The sequence below is a fragment of the Gelidibacter salicanalis genome (assembly GCF_016469035.1).
In the GTDB taxonomy this organism is placed as follows: domain Bacteria; phylum Bacteroidota; class Bacteroidia; order Flavobacteriales; family Flavobacteriaceae; genus Gelidibacter; species Gelidibacter salicanalis_A.
The window spans coordinates 38,387-50,345 of sequence record NZ_JAEHJZ010000025.1 but is presented as its reverse complement, the minus strand read 5'-3'; the positions used below and the strand labels follow the sequence as shown (position 1 = coordinate 50,345).

Sequence of the window (11,959 nt, the reverse complement as noted above, 5' to 3'; positions counted from 1 at the left end):
TTTTTAATTGCAAACATCCATGGTAACGCTCAAACAATTAGCTGAACAATTAAATGTGTCAGTGTCTACGGTTTCTAAAGCCTTAAATAACAGTGAAGAAATCAGTAAGGATACCATTCAGCGGGTTAAGGAATTGGCAAAACATCTAAATTATCAGCCCAATCGAATGGCCTTGAGTTTGAAAAGCAACAAAACAAAAACGTTTGGGGTGATCATTCCAAATGTGCTCAATCATTTTTTTGCGAAAGCGCTCTATGCAATTGAAAAGGAAGCTTCGAGACAAGGTTTTAGTATTATCACCTGTGTTTCCAATGAATTACTTGAAAAAGAAGAACAGAGTCTGCAGGTATTGTCTAATGGTAGCGTTGACGGATTTATCATGTCGATAGCAGAAGAGACACAAGTAAAAAATTCTACGGATCATATTTCACTTATTTTGGATCAGGACATTCCTATTGTTTTGTTTGACAGAGTTGCTGATCTCAGTTGCGATAAAGTTATTATAGATGATTTTGGCGCTTCTTATGAAGCCACCAAACATTTGTTAAGTGAAGGGCGTAAACATATTGTTCTTATAAGCGATATTGAGGAGTTGAGTGTTGGTAAACTTAGAACCAATGGCTATCTTAAAGCTTTGGAAGAAAATATCGATTATAAGCAACCGCCAATCGTCATCCACGTTAATAAAGATAATGATGTGGAAGCAAGCATTGAAAACCTTTTTATGTCAAATCCAAAAGTTGATGGCATCCTATCCATCGACAATACTTCTGGGGTAGTCGCCTTACATAAAGCTTTAAAAAAAGGCTTTAAGGTTCCAGAAGACCTATCGATTATTGGTTTTTCTGATGAGAATGTGCTTGTCTTTACGGATCCCAAACTGTCTACAATATCTCAGCATACCATGGATATTGGGAAGGCTACCGTCGAGCTCTTGATTGATCGATTAAATAAAAAAAACACCACTACACACGTTACCAAAACCATTAAAACAAATTTGATTTTAAGGGGGACGACAAAATAATCTTCAACGACTTATGTAATGAAGTTTAAAAAACTTCAAATAAAAAAAAGATCATCTCTGCTACAATTTTATCTAATGGAGTTCAGAACTTATACCAGTATTCCTAACTTTATGAAAAACTAATTTTATGAGAATATACATTCAAACATTTAGTATTATTGGCCTGTTCCTTCTGGCGTCCTGTAAATCGGACACAGAAAAGAAGATGGAAAAAACCAATGAGGTTCAACAACAAAAAGTGCACACGGGCGATACTGTAAGGACTGCTGTTGGCGAATTAATTTTGGCCGCGCCCTACGCAACCGAATCCGTAGCAAAACAAAACACTCTGGTTGATTGGCCTGAAAACACCCTGCCAACCGCACCCGAAGGATTTACCGTAACTAAATATGCGGACGGTTTTGATAATCCGCGTTGGTCTTATTTTGGTCCCAATGGCGATTTATTTGTGAGTGAAGCTTCTACAGGAAAATCATCCGGTAAAATTTCCGTACTCCGAGATAAAAATAATGACGGTAAATTTGAGGTTCGGGAAACCTTTCTTGAGGGTCTTAATCAGCCTTTTGGCATGTTGATCATTGATAACTTTTTCTACGTAGCCAATACGGACGGACTGTATAAATATCCCTATAAAACCAATCAGACGTCATTAAAAGATGTAAAAGGCGAGAAAATTCTGTCGCTACCAGCTGGTGGGTATAACAACCATTGGACCCGAAATATCATTACCAATGCTGCTCAAGATAAAATCTATATTTCCGTAGGTTCGGCGAGTAATGTGGGCGAGCACGGGATGGAGGAAGAAATAAGACGCGCCAATATTTTGGTGGTTAATTTAGATGGTTCTGATGAAAAGATATATGCAAGCGGATTGAGAAATCCGGTTGGTATGGATTGGAATCCTGTCAATGGCGAATTGTGGTCCGCAATCAACGAACGTGATGAACTTGGGGACGAATTGGTTCCTGATTATGCAACAAGTGTTAAGGAAGGTGGATTTTATGGATGGCCATATTCTTATTTTGGCCAGATTGAAGACCCACGCTTAGAAGGCAAAGCCCCTGAAATGGTGGCAAAATCAATTGTTCCTGATGTACCTCTAGGCCCACACACCGCTTCGTTAGGATTCACCTTTTACGATGCTAAAGCCTTCCCGGAAAAGTATAGAAATGGTGCTTTTGTTGGCCAACATGGCTCTTGGAATCGTTCCGTATTGTCAGGATATAAAGTGGTGTTTATTCCTTTTGAAAATGGAACACCAAAACAGCCTGAAGATTTCCTAACAGGATTTATTGCCGATAAAGAAGGAACTGATGTATACGGACGTCCAGTAGCAGTAACTGTAACGCCACAGGGCGATTTATTAGTTAATGATGATTCTGGAAACGCCATTTGGAAAGTAAGTTATAAGACCCAATAGAGAATATGAAATTTTTTAAGATACAAGCGGTTATGATGTTCATAACCGTTTTTTTTAATGTATTGTACGCACAACACACAAAAGGCATCGTTAAATCTGAACTCCAACGCCCGGTTCAAAATGTGGCTGTAATTTACGAGAATCGGGTCATTTCAAAAACAGATAACGAAGGTATATTTATACTGCCCGAACAGTTGAAGCTTCCATTAGAGATTCAATTGGAGCATCCTCATTATCAAACGGAAACGTTTCGCTTCCGTGATGCCAATCAAGTATTTCATCTAAAGGATTCCGTCACTATTGAAGAGCTAAAAACCATAGTACTCATGGCGCCTTCAGAAATAAAAAGTGAAGTGATTATTCCTACCAACTTTATTAGGAGTGAGGCCATAGATCAGCAAAGTCCAGTAGCGCTGGTAAATGCTATAAACCAAACCGCAGGAGTCTACATTCAAAGTGGCGCTATCAATACCAACCGAATCACCATCAGGGGTGTGGGCTCACGCACGCTGTATGGTACCAATAAAATTAAAGCCTATTTTAATGGAATCCCAATTACCAATGGGGTTGGCGAAACAGCATTGGATGTTTACGATCCGGAAGATTTACAATCCATAGAAGTTATTAAAGGTCCTAAAGCCACATTATACGGCACCAATTTAGGCGGAACGATATTGTTAAATTCCAAAAATGCCAAATCGCAAGGACTTTCTGTTAAAAACAGTAGCACTGTAGGTTCTTACGGATTGTTTAAAAGCAGCATGTCATCTGACTATTCTGATAAAAACATTACTCTGCATGTGGCCTATGACCATTTGGAACAGAATGGGTATCGCGATAACAGTCGGTATAATAAAAACTCCTATTTTGTAAATTCGAGTTATAAATTAAACGACAAAACCCAAATGTCAATCGTGCTCAATCACACCAATTATCAGGCACAAATTCCGAGTTCCATTGGAAGGACCGATTATTTGGAAAATCCATCAAAGGCAGCCTTCACCTGGTCTAAAGCCCAAGGATATGAAGCGGATAAACAAAATTTGGCAGGCGTGAGTCTGAACCATAATTTCTCTGAAACCTTTCAGAATACCACAAGCCTATTTTATACCTATACGGACCATTATGAACCCAGACCATTTAATATTCTGGATGAATATACTGAGGGCCTCGGCTTGCGATCCGTTTTTACCACCACGTTTGTCGTTTTAGGTCAACAGGCCACATGGGATTTTGGCACAGAACTGTTTAAAGATGACTATCAGTGGAAAACCATCGAGAACCTTTATGCAACTAACAACGATCAGGGAAGTTTGGAAGGTGAATTACTGAGTGAAAACGAAGAAATCAGAAAAAAGATGAATCTATTTTCTAGTTTGACCCTTCCTATAGCAGAAAAATTAACCCTTCAATTTGGGGTGAATTATAACAAGGCAACCTACGGTTTTCAAGACAAGTATAACTTTGGAGAGGCAAATAAAAGTGCTTCAAGGAATTTTGACCCTATCATCGCGCCCAATGTCAACCTGTCCTATCAAGTCAATCCTCAGCAACAACTTTTTGCCAATGTGAGTTATGGGTTCAATTATCCGAGTTTGGAAGAGACCTTAACGCCGGAAGGTATGGTTAATCCTGAAATTAGTCCAGAAAAGGGCTATAATTATGAACTAGGAACGGAAGCTTACTTTTTTGAACGACGCTGGCATATATTAACATCGTACTATATTTTAGACATCAAAGATTTATTGGTGGCCCAACGCGTAGGAGACGATCAATATATTGGCAGAAATGCAGGGCGTACCGTACACCAAGGCTTGGAAGTTTCAACCAATTTTAAGTTTCTAGTCACTGATGATTTTAATATATCGCCTTATGTCAATGCCTCCTTTAACTGGCATGAGTTTAAAGACTTTGTAAACGAGGATATTGATTATTCTGGAAAGGATCTTACGGGCATTCCAAAGGTAACAGTGGCCTCGGGAATTGCCTTCAATAGGAAGCAACTCTCTTTATTTTTAAATCATTTATATGTTGGAGAAATGCCTATGAACGATGCCAACAGTTTGTACAGTGATGGTTACAACCTTTTAAATTTGAAACTGAAATATTCCGGTCAACTATTTAAAAAGCTGGGATATAAAGTGAATTTTGGAGTGAATAATGTGACAGACACGACATACGCATCATCTATTTTGATAAATGCTACAGGTTTTAATAATTCTGAACCGCGATATTATTACCCAGGAAATCCACGGAATTATTATGGCGGCGTTTCATTAAACTACCACTTTTAAGATTTGTGTAACATTTTTGATTGTTGAACGTCATATAGATACATCAATCATCAAAAAACAAATCATCATGAGAGAAGACAGACAATTAATCGTCATTACCCATTTAAGTCAATTAGTAACCTTAGTAACAGGTTTTGGAAGTTTAATTCTGCCCTTGATCATTTGGGTTACACAAAAGGAAAAAGTCTATGAAATGGAGGAACACGGAAAAAACATTATCAACTTTCAATTGAGTTTGATCGTTTATTGTATTATTTGTGTACCCCTAATTTTATTATTCGGACTTGGGCTTTTAGGATTTATAGTGTTGGGAATTATGGCCATAGTGCTTCCTATTATAAATGCTATTAAAGCCAGCAATGGGGAAACACCTACATACCCTTTATCTTTTAATTTTATTAGTTAAACAATCATTAGATAAAGCAAAAACGCCTACTTTTTTAGAGTAGGCGTTTTTTATATTCAATTATGTCGTTCTAATTATTTAACATCACTGGCATTACTAACATGGTAACGCGTTCACCTTCATCTAAGCCATCAATAGGTGTTAAGATTCCTGCGCGATTTGGCAAACTCATTTCCAGTTGTACTTCACTGGCACCAAGATTGTTCAACATTTCTGTTAAGAAACGCGAGTTGAATCCTATTTGCATATCATCACCTTGGTAATCACATGTTAGGCGCTCTTCTGCTTTATTGCTGTAGTCAATATCTTCTGCAGAAATATTCAATTCAGCTCCCGCAATTTTTAATCGAATTTGATGGGTGGTTTTGTTAGAGAAAATACTAACACGCTTAACAGAATTCAAGAATTGGTTTCTGTCAATGGTCAATTTATTCGGATTTTCCTTAGGAATCACCGCCTCGTAATTAGGATATTTCCCGTCAATCAAGCGACATACCAACACGGAATTTTCAAAAGTAAATTTTGCGTTGGAGTCGTTATATTCAATGGTAACCGCATCATCATTACCGGCTAAAATCCCTTTTAACAGATTTAACGGTTTCTTGGGCATTATAAATTCGGCTACCTGATTTGCAGTCACATCTTCCCGAGTATATTTTACTAATTTATGCGCGTCAGTGGCAACAAACGTCAGTCCTTCAGTAGAGAACTGAAAAAACACGCCGCTCATTACGGGGCGTAGATCGTCATTTCCTGCAGCAAAAATTGTTTTGCTGATTGCTGTTGCCAAAATATCGCCCATAATCGTTGTAGTACTAGGGTTTTCTAGCGCTACTGCTTTAGGGAACTCATTGCCATCAACATACGCCAAAGCGTATTTACCATGATTGGAACTGATTTCAACCGTATTATTAGCTTCTGCCACAAAGGTAAGGGGTTGCTCAGGAAACGTTTTAAGAGTGTCCAATAGCAAACGTGCCGGCAACGCTATACTCCCAACACTTGTGCTCTCAACATCGATAATAGAAGACATGGTGGTCTCTAAGTCACTAGCGGAGACAGTGAGCTTTGAATCATTAAGTTCAAACAAAAAGTTATCCAGAATAGGTAAGGTGTTTGAGTTGTTTATGACCCCTCCCAATACTTGCAATTGTTTGAGTAAATAGGTACTTGATACGATAAACTTCATGTATGTGTTTATTTTGTATGTTAGATATTAGACAAAGCAAATATATTTGTTTAAACTGATACTCGTAGGCCTAACTTATACAATTTTATTAACAGTTTGTGCATATGTTGAGCTTCATTGAAGCTTTTCATAAATTATTTCCGCAGTGGTTAAAATTAGGGGAATTGCACTTTTTTTATGCGCTATGAAACTCAGTCTTCCCTTGTCATTTTATTCAAATTTACAAAAAGTACGGTAATTTTCTAAGCGTATTTTTTACGTCTGATATAAGTAAAGACCACACCAAAAATGGCCAGAAGTAAAAGTGGTAGCGCAATGGTGAGTACTTGCCACAGGGTTTTATTCTCAGCCGTAGCTTCAGCATCTAAAAATGCAATATTGATATCTTTGGTTCTGACATTCAACAAACCATCGTCGTTTAAAAGATAATTTACGGCATTGGTCAAAAACTCTTTATTGCCAAAATTTTGTCCTGTCCAACGGTCAAAACCCAATTCTTGAGGTTTGTTTTTGATAACGTCATTTTTAATCACATCACCATCCGCAATCACAATCATTTTGGTGTTAGGACTACTGTCTTTATAAGACGCCATTGTGAAGGGTTTAATTCGATTTTTGTAAGCCGACGTAAATTCGCCTTCCATTAACACTGCCAAGGTTTGTGGTCCTTGAGTAAAGGTGGCAGGATCTTGATCTTGCGTCACGATTGCCAAAGAGATTTCTTTGGGAACCCCTTCCAATTTTGTGAGTTTGGAACTCTGTAAAAGGATTGTTTTTTTGGTACTACTCTTCAAGGTGTCCAATTGGCTGGCGAAATCAAATTTCACCAAATTTAAGTTACTGGTTATTGGATGTTCAGGATTACCTGCTGCCAATGGCGAATATGGCCATTTTATAGGCTGAAACTGTGCATTACTACCTTCGCCCATTGCTAGGGTGATAGGGGCAGAGAACATATCATTTACAATAACGGGGTTGATACGTACACCGTAAGAAAAAAAGAAATCATTTAAATTGAGTTCATTTCTCATGGCTATTCCGCGACCTTCATCATTATAAAGGCTGTCTTTATCCATCAAAATACTTTCGGTAAGCCACAAACTTTTTCCGCCATTCATGGTGTATTGGTCCAATACCAGTTTTTCTGCTTCTGAAAATGCTTGGGTAGGTTTTGCAGAAATAACCAAATCAAATGTATTTAGTTTGTTTAAAGTGCCTTCTGCATTTGTAGCCACACTATCTAGAGTGAATGGCGCCAGAAAATAATGCTCTTTAATGGCCTGAAGGAAATCTGCCACATAAGCGTCGCCCAATTGACCATTCCCTTTTAAAATGGCAATTTTTTTACTCTTTGGGGTGACGAGTTTCTGAAATCCTTCCGCAAAGGCATATTCTAAATGTTGAATGGAATTTGTGACCAACTCTTGTTGTGAAGCCCCAATTTTATTTTTGATCAGAGGGATTTTAACCGTTTGATCATTATAACTAGCCAATGCCCACGGAAATATCAATTCTTGAGAGGTCTTACCATTGTTATTGACACTCAATTGCAAAGGTTCTAAACCGCGTTGTACCAACTGTTCAATATTGTTGTCGCGTAACTTTTGATCTTCTTGCGGATTGATAAAATTAACTATAATCTGATCATTGTCTAAGGCAAACTCCTCCAGCAATTGCTCAGTTTCATTTCTTAAGCGTCTAAATTCTGACGGGAAGTTGCCTTCCAAAAACACATCTACAATTAAGGGCGATTTAACATGCTTAACCGTTGCCAAAGCCGATTGAGAAAGTGTATACCTCTTATTCTGGGTCAGGTCAAACCGTTTATAAACCATTGTGCCTCCCCAATTGAGAGCGAGCAGTGCAACAAACAGCATCATAATTTTAATAAGAATGGATTTATTTTTTAGCATCTACTTTAAGGGTAATTTTATAGGTGTTTATCGCTCTGACCGTATCATTATCAAATACAACTTCCATCGCTTCAGATTTGCTGTTAAAAGCGCCTGGTAAAATACCCAGACCGTAATTCCAACGGTTGGCATCGTGACCATCTTTTTCATCATCCCAGCTCAACCATTCATAGGTGCCCAAAAGTTCTTTGATCTTTGGCTTGGAGATTCCCACTAAGGTATCTGTTGCAATGATATTATCATACATTTCGTAACGGAATGAAGGATTCTTGTGCCACACTTCGGAATCAAAATATTTTTCGTGGTGATAGCTGCTAAAGATGTTGATCAACGGGTAAAACGCATAAAAATAAATGAAGGGCGTTAAAATAAGGCTCAATGGAATGGTAATCCAAAGCCGCTTATCGATTGTATTTACAAACAGATAGGTCAATACAAATACAATAATTAAAAGGACAACAAGGAATGGCGTGATGATCATATTATGTTTTTTGAATGTTGAATTGGGTCAAAGCAATAAAAAAGATTGAAATACTAACAAAATAGAGCAGATCTCTGGTATCTAAAACCCCTCTGCTTATACTGTTATAATGGGCTTCCATCCCCAATGATTCTAAGGGCCAAGCACTCAAATTTGAAAGGCCTTCAAAACCAAAGTAAAAGAAAAAGCAGAGAAAGACCGCACTTAAAAACGCTACAATTTGGTTGTCAGATAGGGTAGAGGCAAAAAGTCCGATAGCGGTATATGCCCCCACTAAAAAGAACAGTCCAAGATAGGATCCAATAATACTGCCATAGTCCAAAATATTCGTACTCATTTTTAAATTGTCAAGAGCAATGATATAGAGTAAGGTAGGCAGTAAAGCTAATACAATCAATATTAGGGTGCCGAAATATTTACCCAATACAATTTGTAAATGGGATAGCGGTTTGGTCACTAAAAGTTCTAAAGTGCCTTGTTTTTTCTCATCGGAAAAACTACGCATGGTTACGGCAGGCACTAAAAAAATAAGAATCCAGGGTGCTAAAAGGAAAAAAGGCGTTAACTCCGCAAAACCACTTTCCAAAATATTAAAATCGCCTTTAAATAACCAAAGAAAAAGTCCGTTGCACACCAAAAACAACGCGATTACCAAATAGCCTATTGGAGATGCAAAGAAGGAATTGATTTCTTTTTTAAGTATTGCAAACATTTATATAAGTTGTAAATTATTTAAGTGATACCACTTTATCTACGCTCCATGCTTCTGGTTTATCATTAAAAAATTGCTTAGTAGTTGCCCAAACATTTTTAAAGAGATCAGAGTTTCTATAATTTTCCAAATCGGATTCAGCGTTCCAATAACTATAGGTAAAAAATATATTTGTATTGTTGGTGTCTCTGTAAAGCTCTAAAAAGGTACAGCCCTCAAAACCTCTGATCAATTCCTTTTTAGTTTCAAAATAGTCTAAAAACGCCTCAACTTTTGAAGGTTCAAAACTCATTTTTACAATTCGTACAAACATTTATTTAGTTTTAGTTAGTCTTCAGTCTTCAGTCTTCAGTTGGCAGTACTCAGTGTTCAGTATTCAGTGTTCAGTGTTCAGTGTTCAGTATTCATTGCTCCAAAAATCAACAATCTTCAATCAACAATCATCAATCAGCAATCTTCAATCAAAACCGCTCACTTCAAAAAATTCACCGTCACCGTATCCCGCATCTGTAAGCCCATTAAACTTGACGCACTTCCCACGGTGGCCAAATCACTTTTATAGATGGCAATTTCTAAATAATCGGACGAATTGAATACGACCAATCCGCGGCCTTCATCTTGACGGTCTTCTTCCGGCATGTCATAATTCACAATATCACTGTATTTGTTATGAATTTCCTTAAATTTATAACTCCGCGCTGACACTTCAAAAAGACGTCCTTTTTGTGTCTGTTCAAAAAACTTACGACGTATGTTGGTCACCACGTTTCCATAATTGTCTATATATATAACGCTACCTATAATTTGAGATTTGTCTTCATTAACAAACGGATTCAAATTTTTAATGGGCTTAATTTCCGAAATCACCTTCCCTACAACTTCTAAGGTGCCTCCACGGGCAATATGACAGGCCACTCTGACAAACACGTCCAACACGGGGAAATTAGTCTCTATCTTATCATGTATGTTGATTTCAACGATTTTTTCTGGGGTAATTTCATTACAAATCATGCTCATAATGCCATTGTTGGCACAAATAAAATAATGATCGTTCAATTTTACGGCAATATGTTTGTTTTCAGGGTTTAATTCAGAATCAATTCCTATCAGATGGATCGAACCCTTTGGGAAACTGCTGTAGGCGTTTTGTATGATGTAAGCCGCTTCCAAAACATTAAAAGGCGAAATGGCATGAGAGATATCCACAATCTTGATATCTTCAAGTTCACTATAAATAGATCCTTTTATGGCGCCAACAAAGTGGTCCTTTTCTCCAAAATCAGTAGTTAATGTAATGATTGCCATGTACTTTTAATTATTCTTCTATACGTTGTTTTTCACGTTGTTGTTATGTTCTTATAACTATTGAAAAAAAAACTATATATTATAAGTTTTGATAAAATTTTGTAAAAATTTTCAGTTAGATTTGTATAGTAGCGTGAATTTTATGAGACATTTTTTGTCCACACAAAACTAATAAAACTTAAGAGATTAATTTATTAAATCCCACAGCTTTTGAATGAACTTATATTAGAATTAGAAGAAATTGCTCCGAAAGAATTTTTTGGACCACATAACGTTAATATTGAACTACTTAAAAAATATTTTCCAAAAATAAAAATCGTGGCTAGAGGCAACAAAATAAAAGCCTACGGCGAAGAAGATGTGCTGGAAGAATTTGACAAGCGAATGACCATGTTAACTGAGCATTATACCAAGTATAACAAAATTGATGAGAATGCGATAGAGCAGGTCTTAACGAGCGCCAGCAGTGAAGACTATACAACAACAGAAAAGAGCAATGAAGTTATAGTTCACGGAGTGGGTGGCAAAATTATTAAGGCACAAACCGTCAATCAACGCAAATTAGTTGAAAGTATGCGCAAACATGATATGGTGTTTGCTATTGGCCCTGCCGGAACGGGAAAAACTTATACAGGTGTTGCCTTAGCAGTTAAGGCGTTGAAAAATAAGGAAGTCAAACGGATTATTTTAACGAGACCAGCCGTGGAGGCAGGTGAGAATTTAGGGTTTCTTCCTGGGGATTTAAAAGAGAAATTAGACCCCTATATGCAGCCACTATATGATGCCTTAAGAGATATGATTCCTGCAGAAAAATTGGCGCAATTTATTGAAAACGGTACGATTCAAATAGCACCATTGGCGTTTATGCGAGGACGTACCCTAGATAATGCATTTGTAATTTTGGATGAAGGTCAGAACACCACCCACAATCAAATGAAGATGTTCTTGACTCGAATGGGGAAAAACGCCAAATTCTTGCTGACGGGAGATCCTGGACAAATTGATTTGCCAAGACGTACTACTTCTGGTTTAAAGGAAGCGCTTTTGATTCTGAAAAATGTGGATGGTGTAGGGATGGTGTTTTTAGATGAAACGGATGTCATACGTCACAAATTGGTCAGAAAAATCATTGAAGCCTATAAAAGTATTGAGCATCACGAATCATAAGTTTTTAATAGCGTTTAGATAATTGGTATAGTGTTATAACATAGAACC

Annotated in this window: 11 protein-coding genes; 5 read left to right on the top strand and 6 right to left on the bottom strand. The window is 37.3% G+C overall.

Going from position 1 to position 11,959, the window contains the following annotated elements:
• Positions 1–19: 19 nt before the first annotated feature.
• The 4 genes from JEM65_RS10690 (at position 20) to JEM65_RS10675 (ending at position 5,144) form a co-directional block, all read left to right on the top strand.
• Positions 20–1,024 carry a LacI family DNA-binding transcriptional regulator gene (locus JEM65_RS10690; RefSeq protein ID WP_199599242.1) on the top strand — a complete coding sequence of 335 codons (1,005 nt, stop codon included), beginning with the start codon at positions 20–22 and terminating at the stop codon, positions 1,022–1,024.
• Positions 1,025–1,151: 127 nt separating this feature from the next.
• Positions 1,152–2,444 (top strand): PQQ-dependent sugar dehydrogenase, encoded by a 1,293-nt coding sequence (locus JEM65_RS10685; protein ID WP_199599240.1) that lies wholly within the window; start codon positions 1,152–1,154, stop codon positions 2,442–2,444.
• A gap of 5 nt (positions 2,445–2,449) precedes the next feature.
• Entirely contained in the window at positions 2,450–4,738 is a 2,289-nt protein-coding gene (locus JEM65_RS10680) for a TonB-dependent receptor family protein (RefSeq protein ID WP_199599238.1), read from the top strand.
• A gap of 67 nt (positions 4,739–4,805) precedes the next feature.
• The gene (locus tag JEM65_RS10675; RefSeq protein WP_199599236.1) at positions 4,806–5,144 is read left to right on the top strand and encodes a DUF4870 domain-containing protein; all 339 of its coding nucleotides are present in this window, start codon (positions 4,806–4,808) and stop codon (positions 5,142–5,144) included.
• Positions 5,145–5,214: 70 nt separating this feature from the next.
• Here JEM65_RS10675 and dnaN read toward each other — a convergent pair whose 3' ends face one another.
• The 6 genes from dnaN to JEM65_RS10645 form a co-directional block, all read right to left on the bottom strand.
• Positions 5,215–6,333, bottom strand: a complete 1,119-nt coding sequence (gene dnaN, locus JEM65_RS10670) for a DNA polymerase III subunit beta (protein WP_199599233.1) — start codon at positions 6,331–6,333, stop codon at positions 5,215–5,217.
• Positions 6,334–6,575: 242 nt separating this feature from the next.
• Positions 6,576–8,246, bottom strand: coding sequence for a gliding motility-associated ABC transporter substrate-binding protein GldG (gene gldG / locus JEM65_RS10665; RefSeq protein ID WP_199599232.1), 1,671 nt, complete (start codon positions 8,244–8,246; stop codon positions 6,576–6,578).
• A complete protein-coding gene (locus JEM65_RS10660) occupies positions 8,233–8,727 on the bottom strand; it encodes a hypothetical protein (protein ID WP_199599231.1) in 495 nt (164 codons plus the stop codon). The genes gldG and JEM65_RS10660 overlap by 14 nt, the downstream gene beginning before the upstream one ends.
• Position 8,728: 1 nt before the next feature.
• A complete protein-coding gene (gene gldF / locus JEM65_RS10655; RefSeq protein WP_199599230.1) occupies positions 8,729–9,439 on the bottom strand; it encodes a gliding motility-associated ABC transporter permease subunit GldF in 711 nt (236 codons plus the stop codon).
• 16 nt (positions 9,440–9,455) lie between these two features.
• Positions 9,456–9,752, bottom strand: a complete 297-nt coding sequence (locus JEM65_RS10650; protein ID WP_199599229.1) for a putative quinol monooxygenase — start codon at positions 9,750–9,752, stop codon at positions 9,456–9,458.
• 158 nt (positions 9,753–9,910) lie between these two features.
• Positions 9,911–10,744 carry an SAM hydrolase/SAM-dependent halogenase family protein gene (locus JEM65_RS10645; RefSeq protein ID WP_199599228.1) on the bottom strand — a complete coding sequence of 278 codons (834 nt, stop codon included), beginning with the start codon at positions 10,742–10,744 and terminating at the stop codon, positions 9,911–9,913.
• Between the two features lie 210 nt (positions 10,745–10,954).
• Here JEM65_RS10645 and JEM65_RS10640 point away from each other — a divergent pair, with 210 nt between their 5' ends.
• A complete protein-coding gene (locus JEM65_RS10640) occupies positions 10,955–11,911 on the top strand; it encodes a PhoH family protein (protein ID WP_199599227.1) in 957 nt (318 codons plus the stop codon).
• Positions 11,912–11,959 lie beyond the last annotated feature (48 nt).

Bases quoted from the DNA above. Each gene is read 5' to 3' on its own strand.
- JEM65_RS10690 (WP_199599242.1), top strand. From the start codon at position 20: ATGGTAACGCTCAAACAATTAGCTGAACAATTAAATGTGTCAGTGTCT.
- JEM65_RS10685 (WP_199599240.1), top strand. From the start codon at position 1,152: ATGAGAATATACATTCAAACATTTAGTATTATTGGCCTGTTCCTTCTG.
- JEM65_RS10680 (WP_199599238.1), top strand. From the start codon at position 2,450: ATGAAATTTTTTAAGATACAAGCGGTTATGATGTTCATAACCGTTTTT.
- JEM65_RS10675 (WP_199599236.1), top strand. From the start codon at position 4,806: ATGAGAGAAGACAGACAATTAATCGTCATTACCCATTTAAGTCAATTA.
- dnaN (WP_199599233.1), bottom strand. From the start codon at position 6,333: ATGAAGTTTATCGTATCAAGTACCTATTTACTCAAACAATTGCAAGTA.
- gldG (WP_199599232.1), bottom strand. From the start codon at position 8,246: ATGCTAAAAAATAAATCCATTCTTATTAAAATTATGATGCTGTTTGTT.
- JEM65_RS10660 (WP_199599231.1), bottom strand. From the start codon at position 8,727: ATGATCATCACGCCATTCCTTGTTGTCCTTTTAATTATTGTATTTGTA.
- gldF (WP_199599230.1), bottom strand. From the start codon at position 9,439: ATGTTTGCAATACTTAAAAAAGAAATCAATTCCTTCTTTGCATCTCCA.
- JEM65_RS10650 (WP_199599229.1), bottom strand. From the start codon at position 9,752: ATGTTTGTACGAATTGTAAAAATGAGTTTTGAACCTTCAAAAGTTGAG.
- JEM65_RS10645 (WP_199599228.1), bottom strand. From the start codon at position 10,744: ATGGCAATCATTACATTAACTACTGATTTTGGAGAAAAGGACCACTTT.